Origin of the sequence: Serratia grimesii NBRC 13537 (assembly GCF_001590905.1) — a bacterium.
Classification (GTDB): Bacteria; Pseudomonadota; Gammaproteobacteria; order Enterobacterales; family Enterobacteriaceae; genus Serratia; species Serratia grimesii.
This window is the reverse complement of the sequence record NZ_BCTT01000006.1, coordinates 250,923-270,656: the sequence shown is the minus strand read 5'-3', so window position 1 is coordinate 270,656 and position 19,734 is coordinate 250,923. Positions and strand designations below refer to the sequence as shown.

Genomic DNA, 19,734 nt, shown 5'->3' with positions numbered 1-19,734 from the left:
TTATTTGAACGTGACGTCTACGTTAGCCGTCGCGTTGAATACCCCTGGTGTCGGCGTATTCGTCAGCCATTTCAGGTTAGCAATAAAGGTTTCAGACACTTCGTTCTGCTTATCCTGTAATACACCGCCAAAGTCTACGTTGGTCTGTAAAGGGATCGGCTTCTTATTAGTATCACGCTGCTGGGTCAAAAAGATCGCTACACCTGGTTTGGTTGTAGGCAAAATCTGCGTGTTATCTGAAGGATCCGAGTTGGTGCTGCTAAAACTTGCCTGCAATGACTGTCCTGCGCACTCCCCCCCCGTCAAGGTAGCTTTGATATCAAAGGGTACCTGTTTAGCGACGGTCCCCGTTTTGGCGCTGGTAGTGCTCAATACACCAAAATCAACACTGGCGCCGTTATTCGCCAGCACGCTGATCTGCGGGTTACACTGAATCACGCGGATCTTGTCCAGTCCTTTGATGTAGGCGTTAAAGTTACTGTCTTTGGTAGCATTCAGGCCCAGTTCACCGTCAATCTGGAACAATGAAGCACGCGCCAATGGCGCAAAATTACCCGCTGGTGGTTTAACCCCGGTGGCTTTAATGTATACCGAGTAGCTCGCTGTTACTGCCTGAGGAGCCGCCTTGTTTCTACCATTGGTACGCACGGTACCCGGGCCGAGGTCAGGGCCGGTTGGCCGATTAGAGCTCTGCTTGAGGTTGATCGCGTCATAGTCACGTCCGTTGATCGAAACCCCAATTTCCAGTGATTTGTCCAACCCACCGAAGGCGTTTTGCGGATTCCAGTAGATATAGGCGTGTTCCCCCTGCGGGTAACCATCGGTATCCCAGCAGGTAAAGGTGGACGTGAAGGGCTGCGAACGCCAGATCAAATTGCCTTTAACAAAGTCACTGGCAGCCAGCACGATCGGGCGACCAACGTCGATATCCTGCGTGACGCTGCCGGTTGGCCGGCTGGAACTGGTTGAGTTACCGAAGCGGCATTGCATTGCCGCTGCTTGCTGTGCCATTGCCAACCCTGCCAACCCCACCAGTGACAGAAGTGTATTTCGTCCGAATTTGCTTAAGTTCATGGTGCACCTTAGAGTTTTTGGCATTGCAGGGTCAGTTCCTGATATCCCATAGCAGCTTGTTGATTACCCACACTGGCTGGAATCTGCAGTACGCACTGCTGATCGGCTTTCGGGCCCCATTTAATTGTCAGTTTTTCACCCGGTTTTACACCGGAAACATAAGTGTCGCCATTGAGACCCACAGTACCGCTGTTCCGGCCATCTTCATTAAACACGCCAGCACCAATCGCTGGGAAGTTATCTTCCCCAAGGCGTGCATGAATCAACAGGCTGACCCCTTTGAAGGTATCAAAGGTAACTTTCACCACTGATTTTTCTGTCGGAACCACTTGCTTACTGGCGATCGGCACATCCAGTCCTGGCCCAAAGTCTTCGGTACGCAAAGCAACATAGTTGTAGCGATACGGGTTAGCCGATGGCACCACTGCATAACCGAAACGGTCGATCGTCACACCCGGTTGGTTTTCCAGGCGTACGCCTTTGGCGTCTTTGGCTTCTACCAGCAAAATTGTGTTCTGCAATGGTTGCGTTAAGGTTGCACCACCAGAGTGCACCAACAGACCACCGGACAGGCCAAGTCCCGCTTGGCGATAGTTATTGCTATAAGCGTAACTACCGTCGATATTACCGATGCTACTGCTGTAACCCAGGTTCAGGTTGCTATTCTGTCCCGAAGACTGCGTATGCCCAGTAGACACCGAGTAGTTCATACGACGATCGTCCAGCATGGTTCCACTGATGCCAGTGGAATAGCTGTCGCCACTCTGTTTACTGTGCGCTGCACTGAAGTTGGCAGTGGTCGAATTATTGTTCTGACCCCAATCCAGCGGTACCGAAACGGTGAAGTTTACGCTGCGATCGGAATAACCATATTGACCACGGGTATCTTGCAGATACACACCGTAGGAAATACGTTTGTAGCCATCGTTATAGCCCATTTGAATGGTGCGATCGTTACCGGAAACGCCCCAGTAGTTCTGATGGCTAACGTTGGCATATAAACTGGCACCAGCCCACAATTGTTGGCTGAGCGACAATTCAACACGTTCACGTTTGTTACCATAGCGAGCAGTGTAACGCGTTCGCTTCTGGTTATTGCTCCAGGATGGCTGTCCCGGCTGCAAATCATTCGGATCCCAGTAATCATTCGCGTAAACACCATTGCGCCAGCGATTACGCTCTTCAACTGCGTCGCTGAGATCGTAATAGCCCGAAGTGGCATAGCGATAGCCCGCCAGTTGGAAGTTGGTTCCCATCTGGTTAAGCGATTTGGAATATAGGAAGCGGAAGCTCTGGCCTTGTTTACGATCACCATTAGCCAGTTCAGTATCTGAAATAGAACCGTCAACCGACACTGCACCCCATGACCCCAGGCTTTTACCTACGCCCAAAGCAGCGGAGCGATAGTGCTCAGCCATAACCACCCCGCCAAAAGGCGTCAGGCCATAGTTCAAACCACGTGCCAACGTACCCTGGATCAAATTAGGCTGATAGCCACCATTGCCATTGTGATACTTACCGGCCGTCAGTTGGAAGTTCCAAATGCCTTCACGCAGCATATTTGCCACGGATGAATAGGCTACGCTGAAGGTTTTATGGGAACCATCGGCTTCATTCACGGTAACAATCAAGTCGCCGTTGTTAGTATGCGGATAAACATCGTGGATCTCAAAAGGACCCGGCGCCACGTTAGTACTGTAAATGACGTAACCGTTTTGGCGGATCTCTACGCGAGCATTGGTTGCCGCTATGCCGCGAACCACTGGCGCATAACCGCGCAAGCTGTCAGGCAGCATGTCGTCTACACTGGAGAGCTGAACACCACGGAACTGAAAACTGTTAAACACATTGTTATTAGTACTGGCCTGACCCATGATCAAACGGCTGCGCCATGGCGCAATGTCAGTTTCCGCCCAAGACGAGAGGTTAGTCCAGTTTGCACCGCTGCCGCTTTGCTTATCCAACGTGGAGTTATTGCGCAAGCGCCATCTTCCCACGTTGAGGCCACTGTTCAGTGACAGGAAAGTATATTCACTGTCATCTGCGTCATCGCGGCGATAGCTGTTCTTGTTGTAATTGAAAGTATAGTTGGCGAACAGGGCATTAATGCCTTCATCGTACATGCTAGATGGAATTGCACCTACAGCGCTCAAATCCATCATGGTCTGTGGTACAGAAATATTAATTTGCTGCACCCCTGCATCATAACTAACAGTGGCGTCTTTAATCACCGCAGGTAAATCAACACAGCTGCCTGCGGGCAGGGTTTCCGGCAGTTTAATACCGTAATTCAGCAGGTCTTCAACTTTAAGGCAAGGCTGAGACGCAGCCTGCCCTTTTTCCTGACGAAAAGTAACATCTTTATGATCGACTTGGGTCAAGTTGACATAGATATCAAATGGATAGACGCCCGGTTGCAAAGCATCACCCTGAGCCACAGCTTCGGCGTTACTCAAGTTTTCATTGCCGTGTACAAACGACATGTTAAATTCTGCCAGCGCTGCTTCACTCCATAACATCGGCGCGGCGGCGGCGATGATTGCAATCCGGATCAACTGTGTCAGCCGTGTCGTTCCGCATGCTACTTTTCGTTGATGTGCCATTCCCTGTCTCTCTTATTGTACTGGAACGTCCTTGACTTCCGTTCTACCGCCAAAATCATTGATATAACTGAACGAAATTTTATTACTCACGCTGACGCCTGCTGGGATGTTGATCGCAAGGCGATCACCTGGACTCACCATGTTGGCATCCACATCCACGGTCTTACCTGCGCTATTTTTCAAATGTAGCGCCCCAAAGGTAATATGCAGAGGGCCATCGTTAATCACCTGTAAACGCGAACCTTCACGCTGCCAGCGTAATTTTTGCACTTGCTCGTCCAGCGTCGTTTTCAACGCCACCGGTCGATAAAAAAGTTTAATTCGAGTACGCACTGCAACCTGAAGCACATTCGCCTGCTTCGGTGCGGGTGGTATTTCCTGCACGTTAATCCACAGCAAAGTTTCTTTATCTTGTGGAAGACCAGTGCCGGAATAAATAAAGCGTAAAATAGCGGTTTTTGTCGCATCCAGTTTCAGGATCGGTGGAACGACTACAATGGGCAGATTTTTCGGCACCTGATTTCTATCGCCAGTATCCAACCAGGTTTGCACCATATAAGCTTCAGCAGCATCATTATGAATCGGCAACGAGGCTGATTTATCTGAGCCTTTATAGATTACCCGGGTGGCATCTACCTGGATCCCGGCGTAGCTGCTAAAAGTGCCCAGCATCAGCAGAGCAGCAAAGAACTTTTTCATCGGTTTCCTCTACGGGCCATCCTTGGCCGTTTATGTCCTAAAAGATCAATTATTTGTATTCGATGGTGAACGGGCTGGTGGCGTTTGCCAGACCAGCGGTCACACCAGCGAATGAACGGTAGCGAGCCTGCAGGTTGAAGGTCGCGGTACCGGCAGCATCAACGCTCACTTTAGCTACGTCGTCATTGATGTTGCTGCCATCGCCGATAGCGAAAGGCTTGCCATTGTTGTCGGTAATTTCGATACCAACACCGGTAGCCGCTGTACCAGTGCCGCCAACGTTGCTTACAGACAGCAGGTCAGGGTTGCCAGCAACAGTGTTACCGTCGAAACGCAGGCTGTAATCGCCAGCATCACATTTTCCCAGAGAGATCTGGAAAGCTTTAGATGCAGACTTATCACCAACATTTTGGAATGCAGAAGTAGGATAAGTACCCAAATAAACTTCTTTATTTTGAGTATCGCTAGTTACCTGGCAGGTAGACTGTTTGATTTCACCGGTGAATTTAACAGTGCCGTTCGCAGCCATTGCGTTAGAAGCAGTTACAGACAATACCAGCGCAGCCAAAGGCAATAATACTTTTTTCATTTCCAGCTCCATAGAAAAACAATAAAATAATCGATTCAGTGACAGACGAATATATTAATCCCCGGCACTGAGCATACACTCAGCGATAGCACTCCTTGCTTAAAAGGAGTGTTGCCTCGATGAACCCATTGCCGGACGAAATATAGACCAACGGCATTCTTATTGTTAAATCGTTTAAAACATTCATAACCCCCCTCTTGATAGGAATAAACTATCAACAAATACCTATCGATCGATGTTGACGATTCAATCGAATAGGAATAATCTGTGTTTTGGAAAGCCATGCAGTCAGTCATTTTGTCTTAAGACCTGATTATCAGTATATTATTCCGTATATTTACATTTTGTTACCTTTTGAGCGCTTTAGACTTCGCGACAAAACGAACCTTTGATGGTCTGTAAGCGGCATTGCACTTCTTGGCTGCTTTAAATAAGATATTTACCTATAAATAGCCAAATCTCATTAAATTACTTTTAAAAAACAAACAGTTGTACGTCAATCAAAGGATTGAGGAATGCGCGGTTCTTTTAGAGAGAAAAATAACGGAATTAATTATGTTTTCCAGCCTATGTTCGCAAAATCCGGACAATTGCTGGCCGTTGAGTGTCTATCACGATTCACTTTTAATAGTGAATATGCGCATTTCTCTCCTGAACAGTTCTTTCGTACTGCTGATAGCGCAACTCGAATTGAGATTTTGTTAGATCAGGTCAGTCTGATAGAGAAATATAATCACTGGTTTCGTGAAAATCAGGTGATCGCCACATTAAATGTAGACGACCATTCTCTTCGCTCCCTGGCTAATAGCCATTTTGCAGAAAGAATTAGTGCCACAAGATGTATTCATTTCGAAATCAGTGAGAACTCAACTCGGTTGGTAAAGGACCGTGTTCATGGCGATCCCTCACTGAAGAGCTATTCATTTTGGCTCGATGATTTTGGTTCTGGCTATGCGGGTTTTTCCGCGTTGTATAACAGCCAGTTCCGATTCGTTAAACTCGACCGCTTTTTATTATGGGACTTTATGAAGAAGTCCGGTGGCGACGGTTTAATGCGCGCTTTATTGCGCTTTTTTTACCTTAATCATTACAAGGTAATTATCGAAGGAGTAGAAACTCCCGAACATAAAAAATGGCTGGATGAGATGCCATATTACGCACTGCAGGGAAAGCTGTGGAAGGAATCCGACATCAAGGATTTGAACTCGCTTCTTACAGCTGAATACTTTTAACTCATTATGGGTGTTTGCCATTATGTCTAAAAACAATGTCCTTGTTATTAGTGAGTGTAAGTACAGCTATGTCGGCCTTTCGGTGTTACTGAAAAAACATTACGGCAAGTACGATATCAGACTGTTTTCGGATTTTATGCATGGCGGAGCTAAGGCGGAGAAAATAATTAAGCACGATATCGCGCTGATCTTCACCTCACAAAATCTGGAACAAAGTGTCAACGTCATCGAAAGCCTTGTATCTCTTCATCAGCAATACAACTCTAAAACGCGCCTGCTGGTTTTTTATGACGACGAGCGTGTTGTAAAGCTGTTGTCGATCCTGGGGATCTCGGTTGAATTGGTCTCTACACGTATTCCACTTTATTCGTTACAGGAAAAAATACAAAACCTGTTGGAAAGCAAAGAGCCTGGTGGGATAAAAATGCAGAAAACCCGGGAGCTTAGCCCGGCAGAAAGTGATGTTATCTTCAATCTGCTGCGCGGTGACAGCCTGCTGCATATTGCTCAAAAGCGTGGTACTCACCCCAAAACGATTTTCTCGCAGAAATACAGTGCGATGAAAAAACTGCGACTGCGTAGCATGAGCACGATTTTTGTCGCCAGCAAGTGATCCTTCAGGCCGCCACTCGGCGGCCTGAATACTCTCCACCTCGTTAAATTTATGTAACAACGAACGACAAAGCAGCAACAGCCACATAACACTCCTGCCTATTGGTTACGATTCACTCACGGGATTATCCCGAGAGTCATGTCGTCTGGATTAAAAAAACATCAGGAGATGTTATGAAGTCATCGTTATTCAGCCGTTATACCTGCTTTGTCTTGAGTATCTTGCTGACGCTGGCGTCATTGGCGCTATTACCCCACCAGCCCTGGTTTTGGCTATCGACAATCATTTTTGGTGCACTGAGCGTATTGGGTATTTATGACCTCACCCAACAACGCCATGCTATCTGCCGTAACTACCCAATCATCGGCCGTTTGCGTTTTTTCTTCGAATTTATTCGACCAGAAATACGCCAGTACTTATTGGAAGAAGATAACGCGCAGATCCCGTTCTCACGCACCCAGCGCACACTGGTCTACCGTCGTGCCAAAAATGAGATGGGTGACAAGCCCTTTGGAACTCAGTTAGACGTTTATCAAACCGGTTACGAATGCATTGGCCACTCTATGCGGCCTGTCGCCGTATCCGATCCAACCAGTTTTCGCGTCGCGATCGGCGGCCCGGATTGCAGCCAACCCTACTCCGCCTCAATTTTTAATATCTCGGCCATGAGTTTCGGCGCACTGTCGGCCAACGCTATTCGTGCACTCAATCTGGGAGCAGCAAAAGGAAATTTCTACCATGACACCGGCGAAGGCAGCATCAGCCGCTATCACCGTGAAAATGGTGGCGATTTAGTGTGGGAACTGGGAAGTGGTTATTTCGGCTGCCGCACCGCAGACGGCCATTTTGATCCACAACGCTTCGCCGAGCAGGCTAAAACCCCACAGGTGAAAATGATTGAAATCAAACTTAGCCAAGGGGCAAAACCGGGGCATGGCGGTATTCTTCCGGCTAAAAAAGTGGATGCAGAAATTGCAGCAACGCGAGGTGTGCCTGAAGGGGTTGACTGCATTTCGCCAGCGTCACACAGCGCCTTCTCCACGCCTGTGGAAATGATGCACTTCATCCAACAGTTGCGTGAATTGTCCGGCGGCAAACCCGTGGGCTTCAAGTTGTGTATCGGCCATCCATGGGAATTTGTCGCCATCGCCAAAGCGATGTTGCAAACCCAAATATTGCCAGACTTTATCGTGGTGGACGGCAAAGAAGGCGGTACCGGTGCCGCGCCGCTCGAGTTATCCAACTACATGGGTATGCCGCTGCGCGAAGGGTTGTTGTTCGTGCACAACACCCTGGTAGGCTGCGGACTACGTGACCAAATCAAGATAGGTGCCAGCGGCAAAATCATCAGCGCCTTTGATATCGCCAGTGTATTGGTGTTGGGTGCCGATTGGGTGAATTCAGCACGTGGCTTTATGTTTGCCGTCGGTTGTATTCAATCACAGAGTTGCCATACCAACCATTGCCCAACCGGTGTTGCTACCCAAGATCCACTACGGCAGAAAGCCTTGGTGGTCCCGAACAAAGCAGAGCGCGTTTACCATTTCCACCAAAATACCGTGAAAGCACTGGCAGAAATGCTGGCGGCGGCCGGGGTCAGTCGACCGGAACAGCTCACATCGCACCATATGTTACGCCGCATTACCTCAACCGAAATAAAGGTTTATGCCGACATCTATTACTATCTGGAACCAGGTGCGTTACTGCAAAAAGAGATAGAAAGTGATTTCTATGCGCGCATGTGGCGTATGGCGACACCAAACAGTTTTGATCAGGCGATCTCCCTGCCGGCTTAAGCAGACTTATACGTCACAGCATACAAGTTGCAGCGAGAAGAATGACAGGTATGAGGTGCCCCCCGCCTCGGGGAAGAGCCTTGGAGAGGGGGTTGCTTGCTACAGCAGCCCTTCCCTTCAGCGGCGAGAGGACATGTTGGATTACAGCTTGCGCACCGGGGCGTCGCCAGCCACGTAATACTCGGCAGTACTTCGTGGCAGCGGCGTGCGCTGACGGATGCGATCAGCAATTTTCTCAGCAATCATGATGGTGGTGGCATTCAGGTTGCCGGTAATGATCAGCGGCATAATTGACGCATCGACAACCCGCAGCCCTTCCATACCGTGCACTCGCCCCTGTCCATCCACTACGGCCATCTCGTCTTCACCCATTTTGCATGAGCAGGAAGGATGGAAAGCGGTTTCGGCATGTTCACGCACAAAAGCGTCCAACTGTTCGTCGGTCTGGACTTCCGGCCCCGGGCTGATTTCACGGCCACGGTATTCATCCAGTGCCGGCTGCGCCATGATTTCGCGCGTGATGCGAATAGCGTCGCGGAATTCCTGCCAGTCCTGCTCGGTCGCCATATAGTTGAACAAGATGCTAGGGTGCTGGCGCGGATCTTTTGATTTCACCTGCACACGGCCACGGCTTGGGGAACGCATCGAGCCAACATGCGCCTGGAAACCATGCTCTTTCACCGCATTGCTGCCGTTGTAGTTAATTGCTACCGGCAAGAAATGGTACTGAATGTTCGGCCACGCGAACTCTTCACGGCTACGGATAAAGCCACCCGCTTCAAATTGGTTGCTGGCACCAATGCCGGTCCCGTTGAACAGCCATTCTGCACCAATTTTCGGTTGGTTAAACCACTGTAACGCCGGGTACAACGACACCGGTTTTTTGCACGCGTATTGCAGGTACATTTCCAGATGATCCTGCAAGTTCTCACCCACGCCAGGTAAATCATGCACCAGATTAATATCCAGACGGTTCAGCAACGACGCAGGACCCACGCCGGAGCGCTGCAAGATCTGCGGTGAAGCAATCGCACCGGCACACAACAATACTTCTCGACGCGCACCCGCGCTGATGATCTGGTTGCTCTCCCCCTGCAAATAATCGACCCCGACCGCACGTTTGCCGTCGAAACGGATGCGATCGGTAAGCGCGTGAGTCACAATCTTCAGATTAGCGCGAGAACGCGCCTGATCCAGATAGCCTCGAGCAGTACTGGCACGACGGCCTTTCGGTGTAACCGTGCGATCCATCGGGCCAAAGCCTTCCTGCTGGTAGCCGTTCAGATCCTCGGTGCGCGGATAACCTGCCTGAACACCGGCTTCCACCATCGCGTGGAACAATTCGTTGTTACCGGCTTTCGGTGTAGTGACACTCACCGGGCCATCGCCACCGTGAAAATCATTCGGTCCAATATCACGGGTTTCCGCCTTGCGGAAATACGGCAGGCAATCCAAATAAGTCCAGTCTTCCAGACCCGGAGCCTTCGCCCAGTTATCAAAGTCCATCGCGTTGCCGCGGATATAACACATACCGTTAATCAGTGACGAGCCACCCAACCCCTTGCCACGACCACACTCCATGCGACGATTATTCATGTGTGGCTCAGGGTCAGTTTCATATGCCCAATTATAACGGCGGCCTTGCAACGGAAATGCCAGCGCTGCCGGCATCTGAGTACGGAAATCCATCCGGTAGTCCGGGCCACCGGCTTCCAGCAGCAGGACGCTGACGTCCGCGTCTTCGGTCAAACGGGTGGCTAATACGTTACCGGCAGACCCGGCCCCGATGATAATGTAATCGTATTCCATCGATATCTCCTTATCCCCTTCGTCTTTCAAGCCACAGCGTTGTTGGCTGCATGCGCTCACCCCAATCACTTACTTAAGTAAGCTCCTGGGGACTCCCGCACTTGCCGCCTAGCTGTGACTTGAAATCCATTGGGTATATATTTTTATGATTAATAGCTTAGGATGCCCGGACAAGCATTTAATCGATAATGGGGTGTTTAAAAGATGGATATATATTCGCCCAGCTCGACCTGCACCGATTTGATCTGGGTGTAGTGCTCCAGCGTCGTCAGGCCGTTCTCACGGCCAACGCCGGACTGCTTGTAGCCGCCGACCGGCATTTCCGCCGCAGATTCGCCCCAGGTGTTAATCCAGCAGATACCGGCTTCCAACTGGTGGATCACCCGGTGAGCACGGGTCAAATCATTCGTCACCAGTCCAGCAGCCAGACCGAAAGTCGTGTCGTTGGCACGACGTACCACTTCGTCTTCGGTGTGATAGCTGAGAATGCTCATGACCGGTCCGAAGATCTCTTCCCGCACGATTTCCATGTCATCACGGCAATCGGTAAAGACGGTCGGTGCCACATAAGCTCCCTTGGCATATTCGCCAGCCGTTACACGTTCACCGCCACACAACAGGCGTGCACCGCTGTTTTTGCCGCTCTCGATAAAGCGCAGCACTGATTCCATATGCGCGAAGCTGACCAATGGGCCAAAGTTGGTTTGTGGATCGGTGGGATCACCCAGACGAATGCGTTTTACACGCTCGAGGATTTTGGCTTCAAACTGTGCCTGTAGCGCTGTCGGCACAAATACGCGAGTACCGTTGGTGCAGACCTGGCCGGAGCTGTAGAAGTTGGCCATCATGGCAATATCAGCCGCGCGATCCAGATCGGCATCATCAAAGATGATCAGCGGTGATTTGCCCCCCAGTTCCATGGTGACTTCTTTCAACGTCGAACTTGAGGCGTTAGCCATCACTTTTTTGCCGGTTTTCACCCCACCAGTGAACGACACCTTGGCGATACCCGGATGATCGGTCAGGTACTGGCCGACTTCTGCGCCACTGCCGGTAACCACGTTGAATACGCCATCAGGCAAACCGGCTTCGGTGTAGATTTCCGCCAGTTTCAACGCCGTCAGTGAGGTCACTTCACTCGGTTTGAAGATCATCGCATTGCCTGCCGCCAGAGCGGGGGCAGACTTCCACAATGCAATTTGGATCGGGTAGTTCCAGGCACCGATACCGGCGACCACACCCAAGGGTTCACGGCGGGTATAAATAAATGCGCTGTCGCGCAGCGGGATCTGCTGGCCTTCGATCGCCGGGATCAGTCCCGCGTAATATTCCAGTACGTCGGCGCCGGTGACGATATCCACCGCCGTGGTTTCTGACATTGCCTTGCCGGTATCCAGTGTTTCCAACGCGGCCAGTTCGTCATTGCGTTCACGCAGAATATCCACCGCACGACGCAAGATGCGAGAACGCGCCATCGCTGTCATTGCCGCCCATACCTTCTGCCCGCTGGCTGCGCTGGCAACCGCACGGTTGACGTCTTCAGCGCTGGCAGATTGGATCTCGGCAAGCACTTCGCCATTCGCCGGGTTCACTGCGCTGAAGGTTTTTCCATCGGTACTGTCTACATAGGCGCCATTAATATAGAGCTTCTGTAAGCCAAAACGGGACATAGGTTCTCCTTGGGTTGTCCTCAAGGTGGCGTGTGCCCCCTGAGTTGAAACGTAATGTAATCGGTCGTGAGTGCGATCGCCTGTGTCTGATTGAACGCCGCACCACGCAATGCGCTGCGCAGCCACAGGCCATCGATCAACGCCGCCAGCCCTTTTGCGGCCAGTCGCGCCTCTGCCTTTGGCAATACACGACTAAATTCAGCACACAGGTTGGAATACAGACGGCGGCCGTTTACCTGTTGCAGCCGGTTAAGCTGCGGTTGGTGCAGACTGCTCGCCCAAAAGGCCAGCCAGGTTTTCATCGCCGCGCTGTTGATTTGGCTGTCGTCAAAATTACCGGCAACGATAGCCTGTAGCCGTGATGCCGGGCTGTGGTCACTCAACGCCTGTAACCGCAGCTTTACCGCCTCGCCCAGATGGCTAATCAAATAGCGCATTGTGGCCTCAAGCAGGCCATTCTTATCCTTGAAATAATGGCTGATGATGCCGTTGGAAACGCCCGCCCGACGCGCTATCTGCGCAATCGTGGCGTCATGCATTCCGACTTCGTTTACTGCGGCCAGCGTGGCATCTATCAACTGCTGCCTTCTGATGGGCTGCATTCCTACCTTTGGCATAATTCGACTCTCACAAAACCGACTTCGGCCTCATCTCAGCGGCGAAATATCACGGTATTTTCGCCTGCTGAACGTGGTCTTCATGCCAACCATTAAACTTTTTTTTGATTGAACGTTCAATAAAAATTGCATATATTTTATTACCGCTTGGTTACAAATATGTACTTTTCGGTTGTGGAACTGGCTGATTTTTGTGAGGTATTTAACGAATCTGACCAAAATCAGTGTCTGTAAGCGGTTCCCACCCACGAAGCGATTTTCCGTTTCGTTAACAAGCAAAGCGGCAATCTTTGGCAAGCGAAATAGCGATTGCCGCGGCTTTTATCCGCACTGTTTCCGGACGGCACCTGCGTGTCGTTCAGGCTGGTGTGTGGGCACGATTTTACTCAGTTGTTAAAAAACAGAGGAAGACGATGACAACACGCGAAACCTCCTCAAAACCACAACAGGATGGGCTTAATCCTGTGGTTTTCTTTACCTCGGCAGGGCTGATACTGGCCTTCTCACTGATGACCATCTTTTTTACCGATTTCTCCGGGCGATGGATCACCCGCACCCTGAATTGGGTGTCAACCACCTTCGGCTGGTACTACTTACTGGCCGCTACCTTGTACATCGTATTTGTTGTGTTTATCGCAGCCTCACGCTTTGGTTCGATCAAGCTCGGGCCTGAGCAGTCGAAACCTGAGTTCAGCCTGATGAGTTGGGCAGCTATGCTGTTCGCCGCCGGTATCGGCATAGATCTGATGTTCTTCTCGGTCGCCGAACCGGTGACACAATATATGATGCCCCCGGAAGGTCAGGGCCAAACATTGGAGGCTGCACGTCAGGCAATGGTGTGGACGCTGTTCCACTACGGCCTGACCGGCTGGTCGATGTATGCATTGATGGGTATCGCACTCGGCTATTTCAGCTACCGCTATAACCTGCCGCTGACCATCCGCTCTGCCCTGTACCCGATTTTCGGTAAACGGATCAACGGCCCAATCGGTCACAGCGTGGATATTGCTGCGGTACTGGGCACCATTTTCGGTATCGCCACAACTCTCGGCATTGGCGTAGTGCAGTTGAACTACGGGTTGAAAGTGCTGTTCCACATACCGGAAAACCTGACGGTACAGGGCGCACTGATCCTGCTTTCAGTGATTATGGCCACGATTTCGGTGACCTCTGGCGTCAATAAGGGCATCCGTATTCTGTCCGAACTCAATGTGCTGTTGGCGCTGGGGTTGATCCTGTTTGTGTTGTTCTTCGGTGATACTGAGTTCCTGCTCAATGCCCTGGTGCTCAATGTCGGCGACTATATCAACCGCTTTATGGGGATGACGCTCAACAGTTTCGCCTTTGATCGTCCTGTAGAATGGATGAACAACTGGACGCTGTTCTTCTGGGCCTGGTGGGTTGCCTGGGCGCCGTTTGTCGGCTTGTTCCTGGCGCGAATCTCTCGCGGACGCACCATCCGTCAATTTGTGCTTGGTACGTTGATTATTCCTTTCGTGTTTACCCTGCTCTGGCTGTCGATCTTCGGTAACAGTGCGCTTTACCAGATTATTCACGGCAATGCTGCCTTCGCGCAGGAAGTCATGCAATATCCTGAACGCGGTTTCTACAGCCTGCTGGCACAATATCCGGGCTTTACCTTCAGCGCTTCCGTCGCGACGATTACCGGTTTGCTGTTCTACGTGACTTCAGCGGATTCCGGTTCTCTGGTGCTGGGCAATTTCACCTCACGTCTGAGCGACATCAATAACGATGCCCCCAACTGGCTGCGTATCTTCTGGTCAGTGGCGATTGGTTTGTTGACTATCGGCATGCTGATGACCGACGGCGTACCTGCATTGCAGAAAACCACCGTGATCATGGGCCTGCCGTTCAGCTTTGTGATCTTCTTTGTGATGGCCGGGCTGTATAAATCGCTACGGGTGGAGGACTACCGTAAAGCCAGTGCACTGAACACGTCCGCACCGATGCCTGTGTCCAGTACCGACGTGCTGAACTGGAAACAACGCCTGTCACGGGTGATGAATTATCCTGGCACTCAATACACACAGAAAATGATGGATACCCGTTGCCGCCCGGCGATGCAAGAAGTCGCCCGTGAGCTGGAACTGCGCGGGGCCAAAGTGGAGTTCAGTGACGTGCCGCCAGCCGAAGATGAGCGTTTAAACCATCTGGAACTGCTGGTGCATTTGGGTGAGGAACAGAACTTTATCTATCAGATCTGGCCGCAACGCTACTCCGTACCGGGCTTTACCTATCGCGCCCGCTCGGGTAAGTCGCACTATTACCGGTTGGAAACTTTCCTGATGGAAGGCACCCAAGGCAATGACCTGATGGATTACAGCAAGGAGCAGGTGATCGGCGATATCCTTGATCAGTACGAGAAACACCTGAACTTTGTACATATCCACCGCGAGGCTCCGGGTAATACCCTAACCTTCCCGGATATGTAACTCGATAAAAAAGGGGCTCAGCTTGGCTGTGCCCCTTCTCACCGGATATGTTCTCTGCATCGCACCCTACCTTCCCTTATTTATACAAATCCGCCGTACCGTAGACATGATTGTTGACGGTGACCGAAGTGATGCGATAGCTGCTAGCCCCTTGTTGTTTGGCATCGGCAGCTATTGACTGTTCAAAGTCATTTAATGTTGATGCCTGACTGGAAACTACGCCAATTTTTTGCAGTTGCTGGGCGTTTTCTGCTGTTACCGGTGTTGCTGCCAGTGCAGCCCCGCTGATGCAGGCCAATACCACGGCCAGGATAAGGTTTCTCATGATAAACACCTCGTTATTGCTGAAAAGGCCGGCGACCCGAGCCGCCGGAGTTGGCGCGGAATTTACTGCCCCATCGCGTCTTTTTTCATTTCATCTTTTTTCATGCCGTCTTTGGCCATGCTGTCTTTCTTCATGCTGTCATGTTTCATTGCATCCTTATTCATAGAGTCTTTCTTCATGCAGTCCTTGCCCATGCAGTCTTTTTTCATGCCATCTTTCGCCATCCCGTCATGGGACATTGCGCTCATACTGTCCTTTTTCATTGCGTCTTTGCTCATGCTATCTGCAGCATTTGCACCTGCGACGCCCAACATCAATGCGCTACACATCATCATTGCGAATAACTTTTTCATGGTATTTCCTTCTCTCATTTAAAAAGCACATGTCGTGCAGTGGGATTGTTTAGGACAGCCTTCAACTGCCACCAAACCAGTTGTAACCTTGATCTTCCCAGTAACCGCCTGGGAAGCGATTGGTGACTTCAATCACCTGAATATGTTTCGGATTCTTATAGCCAAGCTTGGTCGGCATACGCAGCTTCATCGGGTAGCCGTATTTACGCGGCAGGATCTGGCCGTCATAGGTCAGTGCCATAATGGTTTGCGGATGCAGCGCCGTGGCCATATCGATGCTGGTGTAGTAATCGTCGGCGCATTTAAAGCTCACATACTTGGCACTTAGATCCGCGCCGATCGCCTGAAGGAATTGTGCAAATGGCACCCCGCCCCACTTACCGATAGCACTCCAACCTTCAACACAGATATGGCGCGTCACTTGGCTGATTTGTGTCATTTTGTGCAATTGCGGCAGTGTCCAGGGCTGTTTATTCAACACCAAGCCACTGACCTCCAACCGGTAGTCGTCACCATTAATATCTGGTGCATCTTCCTCGGCGTAAAACGCGTTAAAGGGAAACGGACGAGTGATCATCGACTCGGCATATACAGGTGCTAAATGGTCGGCATTGAACAGCCAACCCTGTACCCGATCGTTAAACCGAGAGATACGATTCAGCGCTTGTTCCACATTGGCATTGCTGCTGATGTCACAGCCGGTGAGCATCGCGATACCACCGAGTGTCAGCCCATTACGCAGGAAACGGCGGCGCGAAGATGACGCCAGTTGGCGTGCCAGCAATTGCTGCGCTTCTTTCACGATCTCCCGCCCTTCGCTTAGACTGATCGGTTGTTTTTCCGCTTTCATCACGCTCTCCTTAACGTCCACGCAACATGGCCAACAGCGTGCGTGGCACCAACGCCACCATCACCAAATGCACCAGTACAAAACCCACCAGCCCTGACATGGCAAAAAAGTGGATATAGCGTGCCGCGTCATAGCCACCGAGCAGCTCACGCAGCAACGGAAATTGCACCGACTTCCACAACACCAAGCCAGAGAGCACCATCACCACGCCAGCAATCATGACAAACAGATAAGCCGCTCGTTGCACCATGTTGTAATGCCGTAAATCGCTGTGCCCAAGCTTGCCCCGCAACGCTGCAAACAGATCACTCAGCAAGGCTTTTGGGCTGAGTGGCCAAAATTTGCGTTTCAGGCGACCACTGAACAGATTAATCAGCAGATAACACAAGCCATTAATCCCAAACAGCCACATACCGGCAAAATGCCACTGCAACGCGCCTCCCAACCAACCGCCCAGCGTCAGCTCGTTCATAAAGCTGAAGTTAAACAAGGGTGAGGCGTTGTAGATGCGCCAGCCGCTGGTCACCATGATCAGCATCGCCAGCGCATTCAGCCAGTGCGTCAAACGCAGCCACAGCGGATGAATCAACTCGGGTTTATCCGGCGTAATGGACATAGCCATGATGCCTCTCCAGACGGTGTGATTTCGATGACTTGAGTATCCAACTGATTTGTTCCCCAAGACCTCACGTAAAGTTAAATAAAATGTGATAACTCCGACTACAGGGGTTGTGTAGACTTCAATAAGGTCTGGCAATCAGCGGTGAGAAGAATGGAAAAGCCAAAGAAAATTTTAATCGTCGAGGATGACGGTAATATCGCGGAGCTGCTGCAATTACATCTGCGTGACGAAGGCTATGACATCAGCCATGCCGCCGATGGCAATCTGGGTATGGCGATGTTGGAACAAGGTGGTTGGGATGCGCTGATCCTCGATCTGATGCTGCCTGGGATTGATGGGCTGGAGATCTGCCGTCGTGCACGCAATATGACGCGTTACACGCCGATCATTATCACCAGCGCGCGATCAAGCGAAGTACACCGCGTGCTCGGGTTGGAGCTGGGGGCTGACGACTATCTCGCCAAACCTTTTTCAATGTTGGAACTGGTGGCCAGGGTCAAAGCACTGTTTCGCCGTCAGGAAGCGATGAGTCGTAATTTGAAGATGGATGCCGGTACGCTGAGTTTTGACGGGTTAATCATCGATCCGATTGCGCGTGAGGTGCATTTGAATCAACAGGCAATCGATCTGACCCCACGTGAATTTGACCTGTTGTATTTTTTTGCCAAGCACCCCGGCAAAGTCTTTTCTCGCCTTAGCCTGCTCAATCAGGTGTGGGGCTACCAGCACGAGGGTTATGAGCACACCGTGAATACTCATATCAACCGGCTGCGTATCAAGATCGAAACCAACCCGGCGGAACCCGAGCGCATCCTCACTGTGTGGGGTATGGGCTATAAATTCGCGGCAACGCCGCAAGAGTGAACCATGAAAAATCTTACGCTAACGCAACGTCTGACCTTGATTTTCGCCCTGCTGATGGTGGTCAGCTGCGCTATTTCCGGCTGGATGCAGGTACGCAGCAGCACCCAGTACAGCCAAGCCGTGATCCAACGATTGTCCGGTAATTTGGCGCAGCACATTGCCGACAGCAATCCACTGCTGGGACAAAATGGGCTAAATGCAGATTCGGTGCATGGCTTGTTCAATCAACTGATGGCGGTAAACCCCAGCGTCGAGGTGTACCTGCTCGACAAACAGGGTGACATCATTGGTAACGCAGCACCGGCGGGTCATCTGAAACGGCAGAAAGTGAATTTGCTACCGATACAGGCACTACTCGATGGTGCGAGCATGCCGGTTTACGGCGATGATCCACGCAACCCTGATGCAAAAAAAGTCTTCAGTGCCGCGCCGTTGAAGATGAACGGTCAGATTGAAGGCTATTTATATGTGGTGCTGCTCGGCGAAGACTATGACGCTCTGGCCAGCAATGCGTTATTTAACTCCGCGGTGACTATGGCGCTGTGGTCATCAGGCCTGATGGTGCTATTTAGCCTGGTGGCTGGCGGTTGCGCTTTCTACTGGGTTACGCGACCGATCCGCCGTCTTACCCGTCAGGTCAGTGAACTGGACAGCGGCGGGATTGCCGCGGTGCAAGCCTATGCAGCACTGCCTGCTGACAGCGGCGGGCGTGACGAAGTCAGCCGCTTACAGCAAGCGTTCAGTAGCATGTCTCGGCGTATCGCCGAACAATGGCAGTCGCTTTCGCAACAGGACCAACAGCGCCGCGAGTTTATCGCCAATATTTCACACGACCTGCGTACCCCGCTAACGTCATTACACGGCTACCTGGAGACTCTGTCAGTAAAATCTGCCAGCCTGAGTGAAAACGATCGGCAGCGTTATCTGGAGATCGCCTTGGCGCAGAGCCGTAAAGTGGGCAGGCTTGCACAAGAGCTGTTTGAGTTGGCACGGTTGGAATATGGCGTGGTAAAACCACAGAAAGAACCGTTCTCACTGAGTGAATTAGTTCAGGACGTATTCCAGAAGTTCGAGTTGGCGGCAGAGGCGCGCCAACAAAGGCTGCTGGCGGATATCGCCCCCGGTATTCCGTTGGTGTTTGCCGATGTCAGCATGATTGAACGGGTGCTAACCAATCTATTGGATAACGCTATCCGTCACACGCCACATGGTGGTGAGATCGAGGTACGTCTATGGCAACAGGCAGGCAAGGTACTGGTGCAGGTCAATGACAGTGGCCCGGGTATCCCGCAAGAATTACGCGCCGACTTGTTTATGCGCCCTTCAATTCTGAGCAGTGCCCGACGTCATGCCAGTGGTTTGGGATTGATGATCGTTCGGCGTATTTTGCTACTGCACGACAGCGATATCCAACTGGTCGAGCGGCCGCAAACCGGTGCCTGCTTCCGCTTCTCAATCCCGCTGCGCTGATCAAAGCTGCTGAGTTTAATGGCGACGTTGCCATGTAGTCAGAGACTCCCGGACCTAGCGCGCCGAGGGGCCATTATGGGGCACATGGATGTGCC

General features: G+C 51.2%; 17 protein-coding genes. 6 read left to right on the top strand and 11 right to left on the bottom strand.

Annotated elements, in window-relative coordinates; translation table 11 throughout:
- From SGR01S_RS07945 to SGR01S_RS07930, 4 genes are read right to left on the bottom strand one after another with little or no spacing between them, the layout of a single operon-like run.
- Nucleotides 1-1,074, bottom strand: a complete 1,074-nt coding sequence (locus SGR01S_RS07945; RefSeq protein ID WP_061807056.1) for a fimbrial protein — start codon at nt 1,072-1,074, stop codon at nt 1-3.
- Between the two features lie 8 nt (nt 1,075-1,082).
- The gene (locus SGR01S_RS07940; RefSeq protein WP_037424570.1) at nt 1,083-3,677 is read right to left on the bottom strand and encodes a fimbria/pilus outer membrane usher protein; all 2,595 of its coding nucleotides are present in this window, start codon (nt 3,675-3,677) and stop codon (nt 1,083-1,085) included.
- 12 nt (nt 3,678-3,689) lie between these two features.
- The gene (locus SGR01S_RS07935; RefSeq protein ID WP_037424568.1) at nt 3,690-4,376 is read right to left on the bottom strand and encodes a fimbrial biogenesis chaperone; all 687 of its coding nucleotides are present in this window, start codon (nt 4,374-4,376) and stop codon (nt 3,690-3,692) included.
- A 49-nt stretch (nt 4,377-4,425) separates the two neighbouring features.
- Nucleotides 4,426-4,965: a fimbrial protein gene (locus SGR01S_RS07930; RefSeq protein WP_061807055.1), complete on the bottom strand. Its 540-nt coding sequence runs from the start codon at nt 4,963-4,965 to the stop codon at nt 4,426-4,428.
- Nucleotides 4,966-5,480: 515 nt separating this feature from the next.
- On the opposite strand from SGR01S_RS07930, the gene SGR01S_RS07925 reads away from it, so the two are divergent.
- From SGR01S_RS07925 to SGR01S_RS07915, 3 genes are all read left to right on the top strand, one after another.
- On the top strand, nt 5,481-6,197 hold the full coding sequence (locus SGR01S_RS07925; protein ID WP_037424564.1) for an EAL domain-containing protein: 717 nt from the start codon (nt 5,481-5,483) through the stop codon (nt 6,195-6,197).
- Nucleotides 6,198-6,219: 22 nt separating this feature from the next.
- Nucleotides 6,220-6,810 carry a LuxR family transcriptional regulator gene (locus SGR01S_RS07920; protein ID WP_061807054.1) on the top strand — a complete coding sequence of 197 codons (591 nt, stop codon included), beginning with the start codon at nt 6,220-6,222 and terminating at the stop codon, nt 6,808-6,810.
- A 173-nt stretch (nt 6,811-6,983) separates the two neighbouring features.
- Nucleotides 6,984-8,606 carry an FMN-binding glutamate synthase family protein gene (locus SGR01S_RS07915; protein ID WP_061807053.1) on the top strand — a complete coding sequence of 541 codons (1,623 nt, stop codon included), beginning with the start codon at nt 6,984-6,986 and terminating at the stop codon, nt 8,604-8,606.
- Nucleotides 8,607-8,747: 141 nt separating this feature from the next.
- Here SGR01S_RS07915 and betA read toward each other — a convergent pair whose 3' ends face one another.
- The 3 genes from betA to betI form a co-directional block, all read right to left on the bottom strand.
- Nucleotides 8,748-10,415: a choline dehydrogenase gene (gene betA / locus SGR01S_RS07910; protein ID WP_037424560.1), complete on the bottom strand. Its 1,668-nt coding sequence runs from the start codon at nt 10,413-10,415 to the stop codon at nt 8,748-8,750.
- A 197-nt stretch (nt 10,416-10,612) separates the two neighbouring features.
- Nucleotides 10,613-12,085 (bottom strand): betaine-aldehyde dehydrogenase, encoded by a 1,473-nt coding sequence (gene betB / locus SGR01S_RS07905; RefSeq protein ID WP_061807052.1) that lies wholly within the window; start codon nt 12,083-12,085, stop codon nt 10,613-10,615.
- Nucleotides 12,086-12,105: 20 nt separating this feature from the next.
- A complete protein-coding gene (betI, locus tag SGR01S_RS07900) occupies nt 12,106-12,702 on the bottom strand; it encodes a transcriptional regulator BetI (RefSeq protein ID WP_061807051.1) in 597 nt (198 codons plus the stop codon).
- Nucleotides 12,703-13,115: 413 nt separating this feature from the next.
- Between betI and SGR01S_RS07895 the strand changes: the two genes are divergently transcribed.
- Entirely contained in the window at nt 13,116-15,155 is a 2,040-nt protein-coding gene (locus tag SGR01S_RS07895) for a choline transporter (RefSeq protein WP_037424554.1), read from the top strand.
- Nucleotides 15,156-15,231: 76 nt separating this feature from the next.
- Here SGR01S_RS07895 and SGR01S_RS07890 read toward each other — a convergent pair whose 3' ends face one another.
- The 4 genes from SGR01S_RS07890 to SGR01S_RS07875 all read right to left on the bottom strand — a co-directional run bounded on the left by SGR01S_RS07890 (nt 15,232) and on the right by SGR01S_RS07875 (nt 17,305).
- Complete coding sequence (locus SGR01S_RS07890) at nt 15,232-15,480, bottom strand: YdgH/BhsA/McbA-like domain containing protein (RefSeq protein ID WP_037424552.1); 249 nt, start codon at nt 15,478-15,480, stop codon at nt 15,232-15,234.
- 62 nt (nt 15,481-15,542) lie between these two features.
- On the bottom strand, nt 15,543-15,833 hold the full coding sequence (locus tag SGR01S_RS07885; RefSeq protein ID WP_061807050.1) for a pentapeptide MXKDX repeat protein: 291 nt from the start codon (nt 15,831-15,833) through the stop codon (nt 15,543-15,545).
- Nucleotides 15,834-15,894: 61 nt separating this feature from the next.
- Nucleotides 15,895-16,683: a molybdopterin-dependent oxidoreductase gene (locus SGR01S_RS07880; RefSeq protein WP_061807049.1), complete on the bottom strand. Its 789-nt coding sequence runs from the start codon at nt 16,681-16,683 to the stop codon at nt 15,895-15,897.
- Nucleotides 16,684-16,693: 10 nt separating this feature from the next.
- Nucleotides 16,694-17,305, bottom strand: a complete 612-nt coding sequence (locus tag SGR01S_RS07875; protein WP_061807048.1) for a cytochrome b/b6 domain-containing protein — start codon at nt 17,303-17,305, stop codon at nt 16,694-16,696.
- Between the two features lie 150 nt (nt 17,306-17,455).
- Here SGR01S_RS07875 and SGR01S_RS07870 point away from each other — a divergent pair, with 150 nt between their 5' ends.
- The gene (locus tag SGR01S_RS07870) at nt 17,456-18,169 is read left to right on the top strand and encodes a response regulator transcription factor (RefSeq protein WP_061807047.1); all 714 of its coding nucleotides are present in this window, start codon (nt 17,456-17,458) and stop codon (nt 18,167-18,169) included.
- Nucleotides 18,170-18,172: 3 nt separating this feature from the next.
- Complete coding sequence (locus SGR01S_RS07865) at nt 18,173-19,639, top strand: sensor histidine kinase (RefSeq protein ID WP_061807046.1); 1,467 nt, start codon at nt 18,173-18,175, stop codon at nt 19,637-19,639.
- The last annotated feature ends 95 nt before the right edge of the window (nt 19,640-19,734 follow it).